The 19506-nt window shown below is 71.7% G+C and carries 20 protein-coding genes and 1 pseudogene; 9 read left to right on the plus strand and 12 right to left on the minus strand.

Going from position 1 to position 19506, the window contains the following annotated elements; translation table 11 throughout:
* Positions 1 to 3: 3 nt before the first annotated feature.
* From scpA to ACIRU3_RS09035, 3 genes are all read right to left on the minus strand, one after another.
* Positions 4 to 2178: a methylmalonyl-CoA mutase gene (gene scpA / locus ACIRU3_RS09025; protein ID WP_404053539.1), complete on the minus strand. Its 2175-nt coding sequence runs from the start codon at positions 2176 to 2178 to the stop codon at positions 4 to 6.
* Positions 2178 to 3986 carry a methylmalonyl-CoA mutase family protein gene (locus ACIRU3_RS09030; protein WP_404053542.1) on the minus strand — a complete coding sequence of 603 codons (1809 nt, stop codon included), beginning with the start codon at positions 3984 to 3986 and terminating at the stop codon, positions 2178 to 2180. Before ACIRU3_RS09030 ends, scpA begins: the two co-directional genes overlap by 1 nt.
* 85 nt (positions 3987 to 4071) lie before the next feature.
* Positions 4072 to 4599 carry a MarR family winged helix-turn-helix transcriptional regulator gene (locus ACIRU3_RS09035; RefSeq protein ID WP_404053544.1) on the minus strand — a complete coding sequence of 176 codons (528 nt, stop codon included), beginning with the start codon at positions 4597 to 4599 and terminating at the stop codon, positions 4072 to 4074.
* An 87-nt stretch (positions 4600 to 4686) separates the two neighbouring features.
* Here ACIRU3_RS09035 and ACIRU3_RS09040 point away from each other — a divergent pair, with 87 nt between their 5' ends.
* Entirely contained in the window at positions 4687 to 5202 is a 516-nt protein-coding gene (locus ACIRU3_RS09040; protein WP_404053547.1) for a YceI family protein, read from the plus strand.
* A 2-nt stretch (positions 5203 to 5204) separates the two neighbouring features.
* Here ACIRU3_RS09040 and ACIRU3_RS09045 read toward each other — a convergent pair whose 3' ends face one another.
* Positions 5205 to 6914 (minus strand): hypothetical protein, encoded by a 1710-nt coding sequence (locus ACIRU3_RS09045; protein WP_404053550.1) that lies wholly within the window; start codon positions 6912 to 6914, stop codon positions 5205 to 5207.
* A gap of 279 nt (positions 6915 to 7193) precedes the next feature.
* Here ACIRU3_RS09045 and ACIRU3_RS09050 point away from each other — a divergent pair, with 279 nt between their 5' ends.
* From ACIRU3_RS09050 to ACIRU3_RS09065, 4 genes are all read left to right on the plus strand, one after another.
* Positions 7194 to 7583 (plus strand): cell division protein SepF, encoded by a 390-nt coding sequence (locus ACIRU3_RS09050; protein WP_404053553.1) that lies wholly within the window; start codon positions 7194 to 7196, stop codon positions 7581 to 7583.
* A gap of 284 nt (positions 7584 to 7867) precedes the next feature.
* Positions 7868 to 9265, plus strand: coding sequence for an AAA family ATPase (locus ACIRU3_RS09055; protein WP_404053555.1), 1398 nt, complete (start codon positions 7868 to 7870; stop codon positions 9263 to 9265).
* Positions 9262 to 9606, plus strand: coding sequence for a nucleotide pyrophosphohydrolase (locus ACIRU3_RS09060; protein WP_404053558.1), 345 nt, complete (start codon positions 9262 to 9264; stop codon positions 9604 to 9606). Before ACIRU3_RS09055 ends, ACIRU3_RS09060 begins: the two co-directional genes overlap by 4 nt.
* A gap of 200 nt (positions 9607 to 9806) precedes the next feature.
* A complete protein-coding gene (locus ACIRU3_RS09065) occupies positions 9807 to 10292 on the plus strand; it encodes a DUF6099 family protein (RefSeq protein WP_404053561.1) in 486 nt (161 codons plus the stop codon).
* 102 nt (positions 10293 to 10394) lie between these two features.
* On the opposite strand, the gene ACIRU3_RS09070 is transcribed toward ACIRU3_RS09065, so the two are convergent.
* Positions 10395 to 10571, minus strand: a complete 177-nt coding sequence (locus ACIRU3_RS09070) for a hypothetical protein (protein WP_404053564.1) — start codon at positions 10569 to 10571, stop codon at positions 10395 to 10397.
* A 242-nt stretch (positions 10572 to 10813) separates the two neighbouring features.
* On the opposite strand from ACIRU3_RS09070, the gene ACIRU3_RS09075 reads away from it, so the two are divergent.
* Both ACIRU3_RS09075 and ACIRU3_RS09080 read left to right on the plus strand, forming a co-directional pair.
* A complete protein-coding gene (locus ACIRU3_RS09075) occupies positions 10814 to 11737 on the plus strand; it encodes an LLM class F420-dependent oxidoreductase (RefSeq protein ID WP_404053566.1) in 924 nt (307 codons plus the stop codon).
* Between the two features lie 137 nt (positions 11738 to 11874).
* Positions 11875 to 12372, plus strand: a complete 498-nt coding sequence (locus tag ACIRU3_RS09080) for a hypothetical protein (RefSeq protein WP_404053569.1) — start codon at positions 11875 to 11877, stop codon at positions 12370 to 12372.
* 199 nt (positions 12373 to 12571) lie between these two features.
* Here ACIRU3_RS09080 and ACIRU3_RS09085 read toward each other — a convergent pair whose 3' ends face one another.
* The gene (locus ACIRU3_RS09085) at positions 12572 to 13507 is read right to left on the minus strand and encodes a D-alanyl-D-alanine carboxypeptidase family protein (protein WP_404053572.1); all 936 of its coding nucleotides are present in this window, start codon (positions 13505 to 13507) and stop codon (positions 12572 to 12574) included.
* 201 nt (positions 13508 to 13708) lie between these two features.
* On the opposite strand from ACIRU3_RS09085, the gene ACIRU3_RS09090 reads away from it, so the two are divergent.
* Positions 13709 to 14665, plus strand: coding sequence for a hypothetical protein (locus ACIRU3_RS09090; RefSeq protein WP_404053574.1), 957 nt, complete (start codon positions 13709 to 13711; stop codon positions 14663 to 14665).
* 467 nt (positions 14666 to 15132) lie between these two features.
* On the opposite strand, the gene ACIRU3_RS09095 is transcribed toward ACIRU3_RS09090, so the two are convergent.
* From ACIRU3_RS09095 to ACIRU3_RS09110, 4 genes are all read right to left on the minus strand, one after another.
* Positions 15133 to 15534: a VOC family protein gene (locus ACIRU3_RS09095; RefSeq protein WP_404053577.1), complete on the minus strand. Its 402-nt coding sequence runs from the start codon at positions 15532 to 15534 to the stop codon at positions 15133 to 15135.
* The gene (locus ACIRU3_RS09100) at positions 15531 to 16052 is read right to left on the minus strand and encodes a cupin domain-containing protein (protein WP_404053579.1); all 522 of its coding nucleotides are present in this window, start codon (positions 16050 to 16052) and stop codon (positions 15531 to 15533) included. The genes ACIRU3_RS09095 and ACIRU3_RS09100 overlap by 4 nt, the downstream gene beginning before the upstream one ends.
* A gap of 50 nt (positions 16053 to 16102) precedes the next feature.
* On the minus strand, positions 16103 to 17347 hold the full coding sequence (locus ACIRU3_RS09105; RefSeq protein WP_404053582.1) for an MFS transporter: 1245 nt from the start codon (positions 17345 to 17347) through the stop codon (positions 16103 to 16105).
* 93 nt (positions 17348 to 17440) lie between these two features.
* Positions 17441 to 18034 (minus strand): malonic semialdehyde reductase, encoded by a 594-nt coding sequence (locus ACIRU3_RS09110; protein WP_404053585.1) that lies wholly within the window; start codon positions 18032 to 18034, stop codon positions 17441 to 17443.
* Between the two features lie 118 nt (positions 18035 to 18152).
* Between ACIRU3_RS09110 and ACIRU3_RS09115 the strand changes: the two genes are divergently transcribed.
* A complete protein-coding gene (locus ACIRU3_RS09115) occupies positions 18153 to 18659 on the plus strand; it encodes a MarR family winged helix-turn-helix transcriptional regulator (protein WP_404053588.1) in 507 nt (168 codons plus the stop codon).
* A 261-nt stretch (positions 18660 to 18920) separates the two neighbouring features.
* Here ACIRU3_RS09115 and ACIRU3_RS09120 read toward each other — a convergent pair.
* A pseudogene (locus ACIRU3_RS09120) lies at positions 18921 to 19037 on the minus strand (FAD-dependent oxidoreductase); the annotation flags it as partial.
* Positions 19038 to 19123: 86 nt separating this feature from the next.
* The gene (locus tag ACIRU3_RS09125) at positions 19124 to 19426 is read right to left on the minus strand and encodes a hypothetical protein (RefSeq protein ID WP_404053591.1); all 303 of its coding nucleotides are present in this window, start codon (positions 19424 to 19426) and stop codon (positions 19124 to 19126) included.
* Between the last annotated feature and the right edge of the window lie 80 nt (positions 19427 to 19506).

Below are 19506 nucleotides of genomic sequence, written 5' to 3' on the forward strand. Positions count from 1 at the left end.
GGATCAGAGGTCGTGGCCGAGGTCGGCCGACAGCCGCTGCACCAGGTCGTACGCCGCGTCCGGGATCACCGTCCCGGGCCCGAACACGGCCACGGCGCCCATCTCCAGCAGCGTCGGCACGTCCTGCGGCGGAATCACCCCGCCGACCACGACCATGATGTCCTCCCGGCCCTCCTCGGCGAGCTTCTCGCGCAGCGCCGGTACGAGGGTGAGGTGACCGGCGGCCAGCGAGGACACGCCGACCACGTGGACGTCGGCCTCGACCGCCTGGCGGGCGACCTCCTCCGGCGTCTGGAACAGCGGGCCGACGTCGACGTCGAAACCGAGGTCGGCGAAGCCGGTCGCGATCACCTTCTGGCCGCGGTCGTGGCCGTCCTGGCCCATCTTGGCGACCAGGATGCGCGGGCGCCGGCCCTCGGCCTCCTCGAAGGAGTCCACCAGAGCGCGCGTGCGGTCCACGGACGGGGACTCCCCTGCTTCGTTGCGGTACACGCCGGAGATCGTACGGATCTGGCTCGCGTGGCGGCCGTACACCTTCTCCAGGGCGTCCGAGATCTCGCCGACCGTGGCCTTGGCGCGGGCCGCGTGCACGGCCAGCTCCAGCAGGTTGCCGTTGCCGTCGGCGGCCAGGGTGAGCGCGTCCAGCGCGTCCCGGCAGGCGGTCTCGTCCCGCTCCTCGCGCAGCCGCCGCAGCTTCTCGATCTGCTGGGCGCGCACGGAGGAGTTGTCGACCTTGAGGACCTCGATGGCCTCGTCGTTCTCCACCCGGTACTTGTTGACGCCGATCACCGGCTGACGGCCGGAGTCGATACGGGCCTGGGTGCGGGCCGCCGCCTCCTCCACGCGCAGCTTGGGAATGCCGGCGTCGATGGCCTGCGCCATGCCGCCCGCCTGCTCGACCTCCTGGATGTGCGCCCAGGCCTTGCGGGCGAGGTCGTACGTCAGCTTCTCGACGTACGCGCTGCCGCCCCACGGGTCGATGACCCGGGTGGTGCCGGACTCCTGCTGGATGAGCAGCTGGGTGTTGCGGGCGATGCGGGCCGAGAAGTCGGTCGGCAGGGCGAGCGCCTCGTCCAGGGCGTTGGTGTGCAGCGACTGGGTGTGGCCCTGGGTCGCCGCCATCGCCTCCACGGCCGTACGCGTGACGTTGTTGAACACGTCCTGCGCGGTCAGCGACCAGCCCGAGGTCTGCGAATGCGTGCGCAGGGACAGGGACTTGGAGTTCTGCGGGTCGAACTGGGAGACCAGCTTGGCCCACAGCAGCCGGGCCGCCCGCAGCTTGGCGATCTCCATGAAGAAGTTCATGCCGATCGCCCAGAAGAAGGAGAGCCGGGGCGCGAACGCGTCCACGTCCAGGCCGGCTTCCCGCCCGGCGCGGATGTACTCGACTCCGTCCGCGAGGGTGTACGCCAGCTCCAGGTCGGCCGTCGCACCCGCCTCCTGGATGTGGTAGCCGGAGATGGAGATGGAGTTGTAGCGGGGCATCCGCTGCGAGGTGTACGCGAAGATGTCGGAGATGATCCGCATCGACGGCTTCGGCGGATAGATGTAGGTGTTGCGGACCATGAACTCCTTCAGAATGTCGTTCTGAATGGTTCCGGCCAGCTTCTCGGGCGGTACGCCCTGCTCCTCCGCCGCCACGATGTAGAGCGCCAGCACCGGCAGCACGGCGCCGTTCATCGTCATCGACACGGTCATCCTGTCCAGCGGAATCCCGTCGAACAGCTGGCGCATGTCGTAGATCGAGTCGATCGCCACGCCCGCCATGCCGACGTCGCCGGTCACGCGCGGGTGGTCGCTGTCGTACCCCCGGTGCGTGGGCAGGTCGAAGGCGACCGACAGGCCCTTCTGACCGGCCGCCAGGTTGCGCCGGTAGAACGCGTTGGACTCCTCGGCGGTGGAGAAGCCCGCGTACTGGCGGATCGTCCACGGCTGGTTGACGTACATCGTCGGGTACGGGCCGCGCAGGTACGGCGCCATGCCAGGGAAGGTGCCGAGGAAGTCCAGGCCCTCCAGGTCACGGCCGGTGTACAGCGGCTTGACCCCGATGCCCTCCGGGGTCTCCCACAGTGGCTCCGCACTCCCGGTCGCCCGCTTGAGAGCCGTGCGCCACTCCTCGGCACCGGCGTCGGCGACCGGCGTCCCCAGCTCGATGCCGGAGAAGTCGGGGATTCCCATCAGGACACTCCCATGCGGTCGAGGGTCGCGGAGAGCACGGCCACGGCGTCGCAGCCCGCGAAGACGTACGAGTCGACGCCCGCGTACTCGGCGGGGCGGCCCGCGAGGACCACGTGCCGGGCACCGGCCGCCCGGAGCGACTCGGCGACCTGCTCCGCCTGTTCGGCGTACAGGGCGTCGCTGGAGCACAGCACGGCCTCGGTGGCCCCGCTGTCCTCGAAGCCGCCCTCGGTGACCGGCTCGATGCCGCCCGCCTGGAAGAGGTTTGCGGCGAAGGTCGCGCGCGCGGTGTACGCGGCGGGCGAGCCGAGAGCGGCCAGGAAGATCCTGGGGCGGGAGCCGGTCGTCGCCAGGTGGGCGTCGGAGCGGGCGCGCAGGGCCTCGTACGCCTCGTCGCGACGCACCCGGGGCAGTCCACCGGACGGCGGCTCGGGTGCGGGCTCGCGCTGCACCGGCTTCTCGGACAGGAGCGGGAACTCGCTGACGCCGGTGATGGGTTCGCGCCGCTTGGCGAGCTTCTTGCCGCGCTCCTCCCAGGTCTTCGCGAGGTCCGCGCGGAGCCGGCCGGAGCGCAGTACGGCCGCCTGACCGCCGTCCCGCTCGATCGACCGGAAGAACTCCCAGGCGGCCCGGGCGAGTTCGTCGGTGAGCCGCTCGACGTACCAGGAGCCGCCCGCCGGGTCGATGACCCGGGCCAGGTGGGACTCCTCGATGAGAATCGTGGAGGTGTTGCGCGCGATACGGCGGGCGAACGCGTCCGGCAGGCCGAACGGGTGGTCGAACGGCAGCACCGTGACGGAGTCGGCGCCGCCCACCCCGGCGGCCAGCGTCGCGACCGTCGTGCGGAGCATGTTCACCCACGGGTCGCGGCGGGTCATCATCACCGGCGAGGTCACCACGTGCTGCACCTGTGCGCCCGCACCGGGCGCCCCCGACACCTCGGCGACCCGCGCCCACAGCCGGCGCGCCGCGCGCAGCTTGGCGATGGTCAGGAACTGGTCGGCGGTGGCCGCGTACCGGAACTCCAGCTGCCCGGCCGCCTGCTCGACCGAGAGCCCCGCCTCGGTCAGCTCGCGAAGGTAGGCCACGCCGGTGGCGAGGGAGGCGCCCAGCTCCTGTGCGGCCGAGCCGCCCGCCTCGTGGTACGGAAGCGCGTCCACGGTCAGTGCGCGCAGACCCGGGTACTGCTCGGCGCAGCGACGCGCGAGCGCGGCGACCGGGGCGAAGCCCTGGGAGGTGCCGGTGCGGGCCTCGTACCCGAGCGGGTCGCCGCCGAGGTTGCCGCGCACGGTCTTCGGGTCGACGCCCCGCTCCTCGTACAGCCGAAGCAGTTCGGCCGCGGCGGCCTCGATGTCGAGGCCGGCGTCCAGGACCACCGGGGCCAGGTCGAGGTAGACGCCGTCGAGGGCGCGCGGGAGGCCGGACACCGGGATACCGCCCTGGCCCACGAGCAGCCAGAGCGAGGTGACGCCGTTCTCCAGGTCCGCCAGGACCGACCCGTCGGCGAGTGCCGCGTGCCGCTGCCGTACGTCCCAGCCGCCCGCGGTGTTGCCCTCGGGGCGGCCGCCGCGTACGAACGGGGCGAAGCCGGGCAGACCGGGATCGGGCGCGTCGTCGCGTGCGGTGTACAGGGGCCGGGTGCGCAGCCCGTCCTCGAGCATGGTGGACAGAGCGTCCTCAGCTGCCGCGCCCGAGACTTCCTTGCCCGACTTGCGCAGTACACCTTCGACCAGGCGTTGCCACTGCTCGTGTGTCGCGTCAGGGAACTCGGCGGCCAGTGGGAGCCCGTCGTCAGGCAGGACCGTCATGCTCGGATGCTAGGGCAGAGCGTTCAAGTGACAGCAGAGCGCAGGGCTGTGACGTTTCCCTCCTTGTGGCTGTGACCTGCGCCCCTCAGGCGTTCGGGGGACCGTTTTCCCACGTTTGGTACGGCTCGTCGGCGAGGTCGGGCACCAGTGCGCTCAGTGCCTCGCGCTGCTCGGGGCCGACGAAGCGGGCGAGCGCCTCCCTGACCGTCTCCGCGAGGATGCCGGAGGCCTCCCGCAGCAGTCGCCGGGCCTTGTCGGTGAGTGCGACCTCGATGCCCCGTTTGTCGCCGCAGACCGACTCGCGGGTGACCAGGCCGGCCCGCTGGAGGCAGGCGATCTGGTAGGTGAGCCGGGTCTTGGGGCGGCCGAGGAGTTCGGCGATCCGGGTCATGCGCAGGCCGCCGCGGGGCTGCTCGGCCAGCAGGCACAGGATCAGGAACTCGTCGTGCGAGACGTCGAGGGACTTCTTGACGACCGACCGCAGCCGCTGCTCCACCGCGCCCGTGGCGGCCAGCAGGAGCATCCAGGCGCGCAGCTCGCCCGGGAGCAGTCCGCCGCCCCCGGCGGAGGGGCAAGGGGGCTGGTCGGCGGGGTGTTCGTCGCGGGCGGCCATGGCTTCGATTCTACCCGTTGTTCAAATTTGGATATTGAGCTAGCGTGAGGTCATCCAAATTTGAACCAATAAGACAGGAGGGCGGCCATGACCGTCGCCGTGGAAACAGGCCTCTGGCAGCTCGACCCGACCGCGTCCACCGTGGGCCTGCGGCACAAGACCTTCTGGGGCCTCGTCACCGTCAAGGGCACGTTCGCCGCCGTCACGGGTCAGGGCGAGGTCCGGCCCGACGGCTCGGCCACCGGGACCGTGACCCTGGACGTGGCCTCTCTGGACACCAAGAACGCCAAGCGGGACACGCACATTCGCTCGGCCGACCTCCTCGACGCCGACCACCACCCGGAGATCACCTTCGCCGTTCACGGCGCCGACCGCCTCGACGGTGAGAGCGTCCGGGTCACCGGTCAGCTGACCGTGCGGGGCATCAGCAGGCCGCTGAACCTCACCGCGCGCCTGGCCTCGGCGACGGCCGAGGCGCTCACCCTGGAGGCCGAGTTCGCGGTGGACCGCGACCAGTTCGGCGTGACCTGGAACCAGCTGGGCATGATGCGCGGCCTGACCACGGTGACGGCCGGGCTCCGCTTCACCCGCGCCGCGGCCTGACGTCAGCCCTTTCCGGGCGGCTCGGCCGGCCGTACGTCCTGCGTGGAGAGCGTCTGCGGGGTCGCCGTGAAGGCGCGCAGCCGCAGGCGGGCGCTCTTCTTCACGGGCAGCGGGAACCGGCCGGAGGGCGCCCGTAGTTCGACGGTCGCCGTGGTGTGCGCGGGGATCGTGGCCGGCCCGCGACGCAGGGACCAGAACCTGCTCATGCCCTGACCCGTCGTGAGCATGTAGTGCGGGGTGAGCGGGGCGCTCCCGGTGTTGGTCACCCGCAGGGTCAGCCCGGCCAGCGAGCGCGCCGTGGCGTGCCGCGCCGCCGTGATGTCCATCCGCAGCGGCGGCCGGCCCGACACCGCCAGGGCCGCGCTCACCAGCGCGGGCGCCAGCAGCAGGACCACCGCGCCGACCAGTGCCGGGCGGCGGCGCCGACGCGTCAGCCACCGGGGCCGCGGCTGCCAGGCGTGTCCGAACTCCGACAGGGGCACGGTGATCGCCGCCGCCAGCCACAGCGGGGTCATCATCAGGTAGTAGCCGTCCTGCGACCGGGTGGCCAGATAGAAGGCACACCAGGGCAGCGCGGTCGCCGCCGGGCCCAGCCGCCGCACGAACAGCACGAACAGCGCGAGCAGGGCCGCCGCGAGCAGCATGCTCGCACGGCCGTACCAGTCGAGCCGGTCGCTGCCGTGTGTGAAGTACAGGGAGATGCCGACCAGGCCCTGGCCGTGCAGCACCGCGCCCTGCGTCAGCGGCAGGGCGATCCCGTCGAGCCAGGGGCCCGGCTCGTGCACGACGAAGTACGTGCTGATCAGCAGCCATGTCGTCGCGGCGATCCCCAGGATCCGCAGCACCAGCAGCGAGGCCGCGCGGCCGCCCAGCTCGCCGCGGCGTACGGCGTAGACGCCGGCCAGCAGGAACGGTGTCACGAACCACGGCAGTTGCTGGGCCGCGCACGCGGCCCCGAGACATGCGGCCCGCGCGATCCCCGCCGCGCCGAGCCGGCCGCCGCACCCGATCCGCGGCCAGCGCACCACCACCGGCACCAGCAGGGCCAGGGCGATGATCGCCGGGTAGCCCTGGCGGGCGTACGTCGGCAGGAAACTGAAACCCAGGCAGATCATCGTGGCCGACGAGCGCCACGGCACCGGCAGCATCCGCCACAGCACCACCGCGGCGGCGATCAGCGCCAGCGTCGCCGCCGCCGTCGCCGGTGCGCCGCCGTGGCCCATCCACAGCAGCGGCGCGGTCAGCAGCGGGGCGAGCGGGGGATAGCCGTACGTGAAGTCGTAACCGCCGCTGGTCGTCGGCGTCAGGGCGATGCCCTTGGCGTGGAACAGCCAGGGCCAGGGCTGACCGTACACCGGGTGCCCGGCGGCCATTTCGCGGGCGGCCTGGGTGGTGAGGACCGCCTCGTCGCCGCCGGCGTGGTTCAGCGCCCAGCTGCACACGGTGAGCGCGACCGCGGTCAGCAGCACCACCAGGTCCAGCCGGGCCAGTGAGCGCGCCCGGCGGACCGTCAGGGCGAGGACGCCGCTGACCAGGATCGAGGCGTAGCAGACGGAGATGACGGCCGCGAGGGCGAGACGGTGCGTGGCGGCCTGCGTCCACACCGCGCGCGTGCCGATGAAGAGACTCACATCGGCGAGCAGCGTCAGGACGCGATGCCACTGCGCGGGGCTCCGGGGATCTTCCGCGCGACCTCCCGGAGCGGCGGACACCGCCGACTGTGTCCGCCGATCGGGTGTCACCTGCTGTGTTTCTGCCAAGTGCACGGCACCGGACGCTAATGGCGGCCGGTGAGGGAGGCGCGGCGGCAGGTGAAGAGTCCGGTGTGAGGCGGGTAAGAAACGGGCTTTTTCGTACATCTCCCTCGCGGCAGGGCGGAACGTGGGCTGCCCCACCGGTCGCGCATCGTGTCGCTGTTGGGCCGAACGGGTGACTTGGCGTAAGAATTGGCTGGTGCAGGCATTGAGTGCGAGTCAGGTCGGGGGGAGCCGGTGAGCCGTTACGACGTCACCGATGAACAGTGGGAGGGGCTCGCCCAGGTCGTGCCGCTGCGGGGCAGGGACGCCTGGCCGTCCGCGGTGAGCCACCGCTCGCTGCCGGACGCGGAGACCGAGACCCGGCGCCGGTTCGTCGTCCTGCGGGTCAACGTCTTCGCGGACGCCCGGGATGTCGCGGAGACCCTGATGGCGGGGGTGCCGGTGCTGCTCGACCTGTCCGGGGCGGAGGGAGAGGTCGCCAAGCGCGTCCTCGACTTCAGCACCGGTGTCGTCTTCGGCCTGGCCAGCGGCATGCACCGGGTCGACCGCAACGTGTTCCTCCTGACCCCGCCCGGCACGGAGGTCAGCGGGCTGATGGAGGGGGCGGGGGTGTCCGGGGACTGAGGCCGGGGCTCGGCGGGTGCCGTTCTCGCCGGGCTGTCCGTCCGGTCGGCGTGCCGTTCTCGCCGGGCTGTCCGTCCGGTCGGCGTGCGGTTCTGCCGGGCTGTTGGTCCGGTCGGCGTGCGGTTCCGTAGGGCTGTCCGTCCCGTCGGTGTGCCGTTCTCGCCGGGCTGTCCCTCCGGTCGGTGTGCCGTTCCGGCCGGTTTCCCGCCGGCCGGTCCCCCGATCGTAGGAAAGTCCGGCGGGCAAAACGGTTCGTCGGGTAGACGGAGGCCTACGGTCCGGACATGGCCGTGCCCTCCGTGCCCTCCGTGTCCTCCGGCTCCGCCGCGTCCGCCGAGTCCTCCGCGTCTTCCGGCTCCTCCGCGCCCTTGGGGTCCTCCGTACCGTCCGGGTCCTGCGCGTCTTCAGGGCCCTCCCTACCGTCCGGGTCCCGTGCGGACCGCGACTCGTCGACACCCCGCGCGCCGGTGGTGCCGGCGCAGCTTGCCCGGGGTGCGTGCGAACGATCCCCGGAATCCGTCCCGCCGGCCCCGGCAGCCCCTGACCCCGCCCGGCCCCCGGCTCCTGTCGACGTGCGCGCCCGGATCACCGAGTTGCGGCTGTCCGCCTTTGCCGGGCACCGGCGGGCCGCGTTTCCGCTGGGGCCCGTCACCCTGTTCGCCGGGCCCAGCGGGGCGGGGAAGTCGACCGCCCTCGCGGCCTACGAGGCGCTCGCGCGGCTCGGGGGAGGAGCGTGGCTCGCCGAGGTGTTTCCGGATCCGGTCGCCTGTGTGCCCGAGCGGGCGCGGCCCGATGCCGAGGGGCGGCGGGGGTTCCGGATCGGGTGCACGGCCGACGGTGCCGAGGGGCCGGTCCGGCTCGATGTCGCCGTGCAGGCCGAGCCGGAGCTGCGGATCGTGGGCGAGCGGCTGACGGCGGGCGGAGTGGTCCTGCTGGAGACCGCCCTGCGCGATCCGGGTCGCCGGACCGTGCAGGCCGCCTGGCACACCGCGGGCTCCTCCCCGGTGACCCGCGCCCCGCTGCCCGACGACCGGCTCGGCACCGCCCTGCTGCCGCTGCGGGTGGCAGGCAAGACGGACGGGCAGCGCCAGGTGTTGGCCGCGGCAGAGCAGATGGTCGTCGCCCTGCGCTCCGTCTTCACCTGCGATCCACGCCCCGAGTACATGCGCACCCCCGTCCCGACCGGCACGGGACGGCTCATGGCCGGCTGCGACAACCTCGCCGACGTGCTGTGGCGCACCCGGTTCGAATGCGGCCGCCGGCACGCCCAGCTGGTCGAGGCGCTGCGCGCGGGCTGCGCCGGCCCGGTGACCGACCTGGTCGCCGAGCCGCTGGGCGACGGCACCGTCCGGGCGCTGCTCGACCGGGGCGACGGCCTGCGCACCGAACTGGCCCGGCTCGGCGACGGCGAGTTGCGCTATGCCGCGCTGGCACTGGTGCTGCTGACCGGGCCCGGCGTCCTGGACGTGGACCCGCCCGGGGAGGTGCCCGACGCGCTGCGGACCCTCACCGTGCTCGCCGACGGCTTCGACCGCGGCCTCGACCCGGGCCAGCGCCGCGCACTGCTGCGGACGGCGGCCCGGATGGGCGAGCGCGGGCACATCCGCTGCGTGGCCGCGGTGAGCGACGCCTCGTGGGCAGCGGGGACCGAGGGCGTCGCAGTGGTACACCTGAACCCGTGACGGAACACCCTGACCTGCCCGGACTCCAGCGCAGGCTGGCCGAGTTCGCCGCCGCGCGCAACTGGCAGCCCTACCACACGCCCAAGAACCTCGTGGCCGCCCTCAGTGTGGAGGCCTCCGAACTGGTCGAGATCTTCCAGTGGTTGACCCCGGAGGAGTCGGCCCGCGTCATGGACGACCCCGGCACCGCGCACCGCGTCACCGACGAGGTCGCGGACGTCCTCGCCTATCTCCTCCAGCTCTGCGAGGTCCTCGGTGTCGACCCGCTGGCGGCCCTGTCGGCCAAGATCGACCGCAACGAACACCGCTTCCCGGCCCCGGGGGCGGACGGCACTCCCTGACGCGGAGGGTGCCCCAACGCCCGGACTGCCGTGCTCCGTTATTACTCTCCGAAGTCAAACTCCTTCCTGGATCCGAATTGTTGTCCACAGAATTCGGGCTACCTCTGGCTTTTCGCCTCATGGGCTCTCACGCTGGGTAGTGGACAAGTGAGTTCAAGTGGACGTGCGACGACGCACGGCGGATGGGACGGGGGCAGCGCATGGATGCGGTACGGCTCATTGGGACGAGCAGGCGGGCGCTGGCGGGAGGCGCAGACATACCAGAGATCATGGCCGAGGTGTGGCAGGCACAGGCCCTCGCCCAGGCGATCGGCAGTCGCCTCGCGGTGTCAGGACCGCCGGAGCTGCGGGGCGAGGCGCTGGGGCTGACCGAGCTGGCGGGCCGGGGCTGTGGAGTCCTGGACCCTCCGGAACTCGACCCGGGCGACCTGCGCGCCGCCCAGCTCACCCAGCTGGACGACGCCCGGCAGACCCTCCTCTGCCTCGGCGGGCTGCTCGGCGAGGTCGGGATAGCCCTGGTCGGCATGGCCAGTGCCGCGGCCGACGAGACGACGTACTGGCAGTGCATGGAGGCCATCGACGCCGCGGACGAGTCCCGGGACCGGGTCATGGAGATGCTGCGCAAGCTGGCGGCGCGGGAGGAGGTGTTACCGGAGGGCGCGAAGGACAGCCCGACGGGTGTGTGAGACGCGCGGCACGTGGACCAGCCCGTCAGGCGTTCGGTGGCGAGGCCCGTTCGAGGCCGGGACCAGGAGTCCGGGGGCGGCGGCCCCCGGTTCGACGGCGCGTCAGCCGCGCTCGCCCTCTTCGGCCGGCGCACGCCCGGAGCCCCCGGCCGACTGCAGATCCGCGTCCAGGGCCGAAAGATCCGCGTTCAGCGCCGCCATCAGCTCCTCCATCTGCTCCAGCAGCCCCTTGGGCCGACCGACGGAGCCACCCTGTCGGGGAACGGACTCTTCGGACATGACGGCCTCCTCGGCCCCCGGCCCGGCCCGTGCGGGCCGATGCGACGACGCGCGACGGCGACGACCGTCCGGCGCGGGTGCCGGACGGCCCGGCTCCGACGGGCCAACGATCACCGTCGGGGGCGGTCACTGGCCCACACGGCACCCCGCGCGCAGGGTGGACGATTTTCACTCGACCGGGGACGGCCCTGCCGGGCGGTACCAGTGAGGTTGACGGGGTGGGAGCCGTGCAGGATGGATGTATGGACCTTCGAATCTTCACCGAGCCCCAGCAGGGGGCGACGTACGACACCCTGCTCACCGTGGCGAAGGCCACCGAGGATCTTGGCTTCGACGCGTTCTTCCGCAGTGATCACTATGTGCGCATGGGCAACGTGGACGGTCTGCCCGGCCCCACGGACGCCTGGATCACCCTGGCCGGCCTCGCCCGCGAGACCAAGCGCATCCGCCTGGGCACCCTGATGACGGCCGCCACCTTCCGACTGCCCGGCGTGCTCGCCATCCAGGTGGCCCAGGTCGACCAGATGTCCGGCGGCCGCGTCGAACTGGGTCTGGGCGCAGGCTGGTTCGAGGAGGAGCACAAGGCGTACGGCATCCCGTTCCCGAAGGAGAAGTTCGCCCGCCTGGAGGAGCAGCTGGCGATCGTCACCGGGCTGTGGGCGACCAAGGCCGGCGAGACCTTCGACTTCCACGGCACGCACTACGACCTCACCGACTCGCCCGCGCTGCCGAAGCCCGCCCAGGAGAAGATCCCGGTGCTCATCGGCGGCCACGGCGCGACCCGCACCCCGCGCCTCGCGGCCCGTTACGCGGACGAGTTCAACATTCCCTTCGCCTCGGTCGAGGACAGCGAGCGGCAGTTCGGCCGGGTGCGCGCCGCCGCCGAGGAGGCGGGCCGCAAGGCCGACGACCTGACGTACTCCAACGCGCTCGTGGTGTGCGTAGGCAGGGACGATCAGGAGGTCGCCCGGCGCGCGGCCGCGATCGGCCGTGGGGCGGACGAGCTGAAGGCCAACGGTCTGGCCGGTTCGCCCGCCGAGGTCGTCGACAAGATCGGCCGGTACGCCGAGATCGGCTCCCGGCGGATCTACCTCCAGGTCCTCGACCTGGACGACCTCGACCACCTGGAGCTGATCTCCAGCCAGGTCCAGGCGCAGCTGTCGTAACACCCACCCGGTACACCCGGTCCGCCGGCCCCCTCCGGTCCGAGCGCGGAGGGGGCCGGGTGACCTGTGACGGTCCTGTGACCGGAACTATGGCCTCCATCACAGCCATGCCCACAGGCTCCTGGTGATCTTCTGAGATGGAAGACTCCCTGCTCGGCACCTTCTTCGTTCTGCTGTGCATTCCGGCCGTCTTCGCCGTCCCGGTCTGGCTGATCGCGTTCGCCTTCAAACTCGTCTCCACCGCCCTGCCCGGCCGGCGTCCGGACTGGCGGTCGGATCTGCTGCGCTGGTCCGCGTGGATGACGGGTTCGGGTGCTGTGATCCTCTATGTGCTCGGCGCCGGGGCCGTCGCGCTCGCCGTGCACGAGTCCTCGTCCGGGGCGGACTCCACGCCGTCCCACGACTGCCGCGACGACTACCGGGCCGACCACCTCGTCGGTCAGACGGCCTCCTGGCTGCCGCTGCGGTTCGACTGCGTCCTGGACGACGGCGGCACCTACCCGAGCAGCCCCGCCTACGCCTGGATCAACACGCTGGTCGCCGTGCTGGGCCTGGCCTCGATCGCACTCGTGGTGGCGAAGGGGTACGCCGCCGAGCGCCGGGCCCGGGCGAGCGCAGGCGAGGGAGAACGATGAGCCGACCCCTGTAGGCGGTCGACTTCCGCGTCGGCGAGCCGGTTCCGGTGAAGGAGCCGGCGATCCGTGAGGTGCTGGGTCCTGGCACCCGGGCGGCATGCCCGCGTGGGCACTGCCCGAGTGAGCACTGCCCGAGTGGAGCGCGGCGGGGCACGGCGAGGGCCGGGCGGACAGGTGCCTGCCCGGCCCTCACCCTCCGTCAGCCGCGCTGCGCGAAACCGTGGTCGAGGATCTTCTTCGCGTCCTCGAGCCTCGCGTCCACCGAGGTGTCCGCGAGTACGGTCCCCACGACGGTCCTGCCGTTGCGGGTCGCCGCGAAGACCAGGCAGAACTTCGCCTCCGGCCCCGATCCGGTCTTCACGCCGATCGCGCCCCGATAGGTGTTCAGCAGCGTGTTCGTGTTCTCCCACGCGGCCATCGCGTGCGTTCCGCCACCGGGCCGGTACGACTGCATGTCGTCGTACTTCTTGGTGCCGACGACCGTCTTGAACGTCTTGTTCTTCAGCGCAACCCCGGCCAGCTTGGCCAGATCACGCGGGGACGCGTGGTTCTTGCCGTTGGACACCCCGTCGAACGAGTCGAAGTGAGTGTGCGTCAGGCCCAGTTCGCGCGCCTTGCTGTTCATCTTCGCGATGAACGACTTCGTCCGCTGGGCCGTCGTCGGCCCCGAGCCGTAGGTGTCCGCCAGCGCGTACGCCGCATCGCACCCGGACGGCAGCAGAAGCCCGTACAGCAGGTCCCGCACCTTCATCGAGTCGCCGAGGATCAGTTTGGCGCTGGAGTACCGCAGTTCATGGGTGTTCGGATCGATGACGTAGTCGGTGTACTCCTTCTTGATCTTCACCTTGCGGTCGAGGTTCACGTTCCGCTGCGACAGCACCACGAGCGCCGTCATGATCTTCGTCGTGGAGCCGGTCCGCAGCTCGGTGTCCGCGGCCTTCCCGAACAGAGTCCGGCCGGTGGCCGCGTTCATCGCGTATGCGCCCTGGGCCGACACGGACGGTGCCGACGCGGACGGTGCCGACGCAGTCGCCCGGGCGGGTGCGGCCGCGAGAAACCCTGTGGACAGCACGATGCCGGCCGTCGCCGCGAGCGCGGCCGGTCTGCGCATGCGTGTGCCTGTGCCGATGGTCATCCTCATCCCCGTTCTGTCAGTGGTCAGTTGACAGTGTTCAGTTGACGGTCGCCCACTCCACCAGCTCCGGGACCGAAGGGCCATGGCGGAGATCACAAAGGCGGGGGTGATGTGCTCCGTCTGTGAACTCCTTGTGGCGGAACTATGGGCTCCATCACAGCGCACATGATCGAGGTCTGATCGGATGATCGGGTGCGTAAAGTGCTCCCTCTCGCTCTCACCGGCCTGTTGGCCCTGTCGGCATGCCAGTTGGCCGGCCATGACGATGCCGCCGGCGACGCCCGCCGCCTCAACACCATGGAGGCGTTGCCGCTGTACGCCTACCTACCGGACCCGTCGTCGGACGGGGGGAAGTCCATCGGCAAGGCGCAGTGGATCCTCGCGAAGCAGTGCATGGTCCGGCTCGGCTTCTCCGGTTTCGCGATGCTCAACGGCGCGGCCGTGGAGTCGACGTACCCGGTCCGGCGGGGAACCCTCGTGAGCCGCGGCACGATCGGTGACGAGAGCCCCTACGGGGTCGACGATCCCGACCGGGCCGCCGAACACGGCTACCACGACCGCGGTCAGGAGGAGTCCTCCCAGCCCCAGGAGTGGCCCGCCGACCAGTACGTCGCCCTCACCGGCAGGTTCGACTCCGGCGACAGCCACCAGGCCCACGGTCACCCCATCCCCGAGGGTGGTTGCCTGGGACAGGCCACGCGGACGATCTACGGCCCCTCGCCCAGAACGACGAAGGTCAACGGACTGAAGCTCAGCGGCACTTACTCACCGGCCGTCGAGCTGTGGTACGAGTCCCACAAGGAGGCGCGGAAGGACCCGGCCTGGAAGAAGGCCGACCGCGCGTGGTCGGCCTGCATGAAGGAAGAGGGCTTCCGCTACCCCGAACCGGACAAGGCATCGCTGGACAGCGCCTGGTACCGGAGCGACAGGCCGTCGGGCAAGGAGAAGAAGACAGCCGCCGCCGATGCCCGGTGCAAGCTGGACACCGACTACATCGGCACCGTGCACGCCATCGAGGCCCGCGCTCAGAAGGCGGTCATCGGCAAGCACACGAAGGAGCTGGGCGCGATGCGCGCAGCGGACGAGCGGGCTGTCAGGAACGCCCGGACGATCATCGACAAGGAGTCGAAAGAGTCGAAAGAGTCGAAAGAGTCATGACCAGGGCGGTCCGTCCTACGGGGCCCCGGTGAACGCCGCCGCCGCCGCGGCGGCGGTCCTCGTCCTCACCGGCTGTGGCGCGGAGAGGACCGGCTCGCGCGGGGACGACGCCCACTCCGACGGCGGCCGAAGGGCCGTCAGCGCCGGCCCGTCGTGCCCGTCAGGCGTCCCCGGGGAGGGCGCCGCCCCGACCGAGGGCCCGTCACCCGCGAGCACCGCCCCTCCCCCCTCCCTGTCCCGCTTCCGCTGCCCACGGGCACCCCGGCGGCCCGGGGCGGTGTGCGGATCACCGGCGCTTCGGCGAGTACTCCACCCATGAACCGGGTCTTGAGCCCGAGCCGTACGACGCGCACGTGTACGTCGACTTCAGCCGGCTCCGCGGCGCCGGCCCGCCTGCACCGGACGGCTACGGTCCGGCGTCCTGATCCAGGCGGGCGAGTCCGCTGTGCCGCTGTTAGGCCGCGGGTTCAGACGGTCCAGTTGCGCGAGCACAGGACGAGCAGGTACCCGTCGGGGTCGGCGACGGTCACGCCGTACCTGTCCCAGTAGGGGTTGTGCGCGGGAACCCTGGTGCCCCGATTGGCCTCCAGGCGGTCGACCAGGGCTTGGTCGACGGGGGCGCCGAGGTAGACGACGAACAGGTCGTCCACGGTCGGGGTGGGCTCGAGCGGCCGTTCGGGGTCAAGCGTGAGTTCGAAGTGCCAGGCGGCGCCCGGCGGGCCGACCATCAGGAGGTCGTGCTCACCCGCGACACGCTCGGTGGAGCGCCACAGGACGTCCAGCCCGAGACCGTCTACGTAGAAGCGTTCCGCGGCGGCGAGGTCCCGTGAGGGCCGGGCCACCCGGATCCGGGTGGTGGAGTCGATCACGCGGAACGCTCCAGGGCGGCGCGCCAGACAGGGCTGTCGACGTAGTGGTTGTCGAAGCGTTCGGAGGACGCGGCGATCTCCTTCGGGTCCGCCTCGCCGCGCATCACCCGGCCGAGCAGGCGCAGGTAGTCGAACCTGCCCATGCCGGGAGTGAAGACGAACAGGACGTCCGCTTCGCAGCCCGGGGCGGCCGCGAAGGCGTGCGGGGTGTGGGGCGGTACGGCGAGGAAGTCGCCTGCCTCGAGGACGGTGACTTCGTCGCCCACCAGGACCTGCAGGGCTCCGCTGATGACGAAGAAGAGTTCGGATGCCCGGGTGTGGAAGTGGGCCGGCGCCCCTGTCGCGCCCTTGGCGAAGGTGGATCGGTAGCTCGTGCAGCCGCCTGCTGTGCCGTCCGAGTCGGCCAGCAGGGTCATCACGCTGCTCGGGTCGGCACAGGTCTCGGCATCTGCATGGCGGGTCAGCACCGCCCCGAGCGGGGTCGTGGTCGCGGGCGTGGTGGGTGCTTCTTCGTTCATGATGGTGCTCCTGAGTGTGAGAGTGGGCGAGGGGACTGGGGCTGGGCGTGTCAGCCGCCCAGCGTGATCAGGGCTGCGATCGCCGGGCCGAAGGCGCCGCCCAGCTGGTAGCAGAGGTTGAACAGGCCGATCGCCGTGGGGCGCTGAGTGGTCGGCGCGGCCTGGGTGGCGTATACCGCGAGCGTGGCCTGGCCCGCGCTCGTCGTGAAGACGGCCAGCGTCGCGACCAGCAGGAGCAGCGGCGCCCAGGGGGTCAGCACGGCGGTGAGCGGGGCCAGCGCTCCGGCCGTGAGCAGGATCGTCAGGACCCGCCGGCGGCGCAGCCGGGCCGAGGCCGCGGCCAGCACCATGGAGAGCACCGAGCCCGCGAGGAGGGCGACCAGTTGCCCGGTGCCGATCGTGGAGGTCGACCAGTCGGTACGGTCGCGCAGCAGCTGCGGGATGGTGAAGAGCAGCGTGAAGTACGAGGTCGCGAAGGTGCAGGCGAGCAGGGCGGAGAGGGCGAAGGCCCGGGTACGCAGCAGCGTCGCGGGGACGAAGCCCGTGGGGTTGGACCGGATGTGCAGGGCCAGCAGCGCGGCCGTCATCAGCGAGGCGGCCAGCGCCGGGAGCGGGTAGCGCGGGATGAGTACCAGGGCCGTCGCCGTCAGGACCAGCAGGGCGGCGCCCCGGCCGTCGAAGGGGGAGCTCTGCTTGGGTGCGGACAGGTCGGCGTGGCGCATGACGGCCGGCACGGCGAGGAGTGCGACCGCCCCGACGGCGAGGGACGCCCGCCATGAGGCCGTGCTCGCGATCGCCGAGCCGAGGAGTGGCCCGACCGCGCCCAGCGTCCCGAAGCCCGCCGTGATCACCCCCATCCGGCGGACCGAGCCCGCCAGGCTCATCGCCGCGGTGACCAGGCCCGCGCCGCCCACCGCCTGGGCCGCCCGGCCTGCCATGGCCAGCGGCAGCCAGGGCGCCACGGCGACGACCGCGGTGCCGGCCACGATCAGAGCGGCGCTCAGCCGGAGCGTGCTGCCCAGGCCGCGGCGGCGCAGCAGGCCCGCCATCAGCGGGGTGCCGACGGCCATGGCCCAGGCGAAGACCGTGACGAGCCAGGTCGCCGTGGCCGTACGGATGCCGAGCGAGCCGGCCATGTCGGGCAGGATCAGGACCGGGCTGTTGGCGCTCGCGGCGACCGGGGCGGCCAGCAACGCCAGCCATGCGGAAGGGACATGGCGCGAAGCCGGAGTGGCGGGCGCGGGGGCCGGCACCTGCGCGGCGGGGCGGGGGCGGGGGCGGGCAAGCAGAGACATGGCAGGCTCCGAAGGTGAGGGGTCGGCGTGGAGGGCTCAGGGAAGTCAGGAAGGAGGTTCAGGCAGGCCGGCAGCTCACGCAGCTCAGGCGGCTCAGACCGTGGTGACGACCTCGTGGTAGGCGAGCCGCGGCGAGCGCGGGAACCAGGCGTCCGCTCCGGGGCGGCCGATGTTCACGACCATCAGAGGCGTGTGGTCGTCGTCCAGGAACTCCTTCTGCACACCCGGGAAGTCGAAGCCGGTCATCGGCCCGGCGGCCAGCCCCGCCGCCCGCACGCCGAGGATGAAGTACGCCGCCTGGAGCGTCGCGTTGAGCAGCGCGGACTCCTCGCGGACCGGGCGGTCGGCGAAGAGGAGGTCCTTGGCCTGTGGGAAGTGCGGGAGCAGCGCGGGGAGCTCCTCATGGAACTCGTTGTCGGCGGCGAGGACCGCGATCAGCGGCGCGGCCGCAGTCTTGCGCCGGTTTCCCTCGTCCATGAGGTCCACGAGCCGCTCGCGGGCCTCGTCGGAGCGGACCAGGACCACCCGCAGCGGCGACTGGTTGTAGGCGGTCGGGGCGTACTTGACCAGGTCGTAGATCGCCTGGACCTGGTCTTCGGTCACCGGCTCGGCGGTGAAGGTGTTGGCGGTGCGGGCCTGGCGGAAGAGGAGGTCCTGGGCGGTGGGGTGGAGAGCGAGCTCGGACATCGGGGGTGCTCCTGTCGTTCAGTCTTGATAATCTCAACGTTGAAATAAAAGCAGCTCGACTCTCTCAACGTCAAGTGTCTTAACGTTGAGAAGATGTCTGTTGAGAGGAGTGACGGGGATGAGCGATGCCGTGGACGCGATCATCGGTCAGTGGGCCAAGGAGCGCCCCGACGTGGTGGAGGACCTCTGGCCGGTGCAGCTCTTCGGGCGGATCCAGCGGCTGGCCCGGGTGGTCGACAAGTCCGCCAGGGCCGCGGCCGCCGCACACGGCGTGGAGCACGGGGAGTTCGACGTGCTCACCACACTGCAGCGCTCAGGGCCGCCCTACACGCTCACCGCCGGGGCCTTCCTCAAGGCCTCCATGGTGACCTCCGGCGCGATCACCAACCGCATCGACAAGATGGAGGCCAAGGGCCTGGTCGAGCGAGTACGTGATGGCGACGACCGGCGCACCATCAAGATCCGCCTCACCGAACACGGACACGAGGTCACCCGGGCCGCCTTCGCCGACCATCTGGCGAACTACGCACAGCTGCTCGCCGACGTGGACCGCGACCTGGTCGACAAGACCGCCGAGGGCCTCCGCCAGGTACTGGAGACCCTCGGCGACACCGCCATCAAGTGATGACTGTCCGAAAGTGACGGCTGTCCGAAAGTGATGGCTGTCCGACAGGGCGGGGATGCACACGGTGAGCCGGATGTGACGGCCGCGGCACCCCGTTCGTGATGCCGCCGGTGCGCGGCGTCCGGCTGGGCCCCCGCCTCGTGCGTTCCGGGAGCCGCCGTCCAGGACGAGGTCGCCGGCGCGACCGGCCCCGCCCTGCCCTGATCCACCGCGAGCGACGCCGTCGCGGTATCCAGCTCAACAGTGCAGGGATCTCGGATTCCGGAGCGCGGGAGCGCGCTCGACGATGGTGGCCTGGAAGCCATGCCGATGGAGCCAGTAGGCGAGCGCGGGGCCGGCGACGGAGGCGCCGGAGATCAGTACCTTGCGGTTCGTCATGCCTCAGACCTTCCACGGGAGCGCTCACCGCGGGCTCACCGTGCGCTCACCGCGCTCGCTCGCTCACCGCGGAGCAATGACCCGGCTCACCGGTCCGCGGCCACGGCCTCGAGGACGGACTCCACGGCCTTCTCCGGCAGCCCCGGCATGTACAGCACCTCCGGGGGCGTGCGCCCGACCGTGTCGGCGACCTCGGCGGCCTGCCGGTAGTGCTTGCGCGCCTCCGTGTGGTGGCTCGGGGCCGCGGCGACGCGGCGGCGGTGCCCACCGGCTGACGCCAGGAGGCTGAACAGGTCCGCGAGTCCGGTGAGCGCCGCGCACCCGAGGCCACCGGTGAGCACCAGGACCGGCGCGGCCGCCGGGCAACGGGCCGGACCCACGTCGGCCACCGAACCGAGTGATCAAGTTCGATGCACCGTTCGACGCAGGACGCCAAAGATCGGGCCGGCGGACCCGGCGGGCGGGGCGC

The organism is Streptomyces sp. NPDC101151 (assembly GCF_044768335.1).
GTDB lineage: Bacteria > Actinomycetota > Actinomycetes > Streptomycetales > Streptomycetaceae > Streptomyces.

Bases quoted from the DNA above. Each gene is read 5' to 3' on its own strand.
- scpA (WP_404053539.1), bottom strand. From the start codon at position 2,178: ATGGGAATCCCCGACTTCTCCGGCATCGAGCTGGGGACGCCGGTCGCC.
- ACIRU3_RS09030 (WP_404053542.1), bottom strand. From the start codon at position 3,986: ATGACGGTCCTGCCTGACGACGGGCTCCCACTGGCCGCCGAGTTCCCT.
- ACIRU3_RS09035 (WP_404053544.1), bottom strand. From the start codon at position 4,599: ATGGCCGCCCGCGACGAACACCCCGCCGACCAGCCCCCTTGCCCCTCC.
- ACIRU3_RS09040 (WP_404053547.1), top strand. From the start codon at position 4,687: ATGACCGTCGCCGTGGAAACAGGCCTCTGGCAGCTCGACCCGACCGCG.
- ACIRU3_RS09055 (WP_404053555.1), top strand. From the start codon at position 7,868: ATGGCCGTGCCCTCCGTGCCCTCCGTGTCCTCCGGCTCCGCCGCGTCC.
- ACIRU3_RS09065 (WP_404053561.1), top strand. From the start codon at position 9,807: ATGGATGCGGTACGGCTCATTGGGACGAGCAGGCGGGCGCTGGCGGGA.
- ACIRU3_RS09070 (WP_404053564.1), bottom strand. From the start codon at position 10,571: ATGTCCGAAGAGTCCGTTCCCCGACAGGGTGGCTCCGTCGGTCGGCCC.
- ACIRU3_RS09075 (WP_404053566.1), top strand. From the start codon at position 10,814: ATGGACCTTCGAATCTTCACCGAGCCCCAGCAGGGGGCGACGTACGAC.
- ACIRU3_RS09080 (WP_404053569.1), top strand. From the start codon at position 11,875: ATGGAAGACTCCCTGCTCGGCACCTTCTTCGTTCTGCTGTGCATTCCG.
- ACIRU3_RS09085 (WP_404053572.1), bottom strand. From the start codon at position 13,507: ATGACCATCGGCACAGGCACACGCATGCGCAGACCGGCCGCGCTCGCG.
- ACIRU3_RS09100 (WP_404053579.1), bottom strand. From the start codon at position 16,052: ATGAACGAAGAAGCACCCACCACGCCCGCGACCACGACCCCGCTCGGG.
- ACIRU3_RS09105 (WP_404053582.1), bottom strand. From the start codon at position 17,347: ATGTCTCTGCTTGCCCGCCCCCGCCCCCGCCCCGCCGCGCAGGTGCCG.
- ACIRU3_RS09110 (WP_404053585.1), bottom strand. From the start codon at position 18,034: ATGTCCGAGCTCGCTCTCCACCCCACCGCCCAGGACCTCCTCTTCCGC.
- ACIRU3_RS09115 (WP_404053588.1), top strand. From the start codon at position 18,153: ATGAGCGATGCCGTGGACGCGATCATCGGTCAGTGGGCCAAGGAGCGC.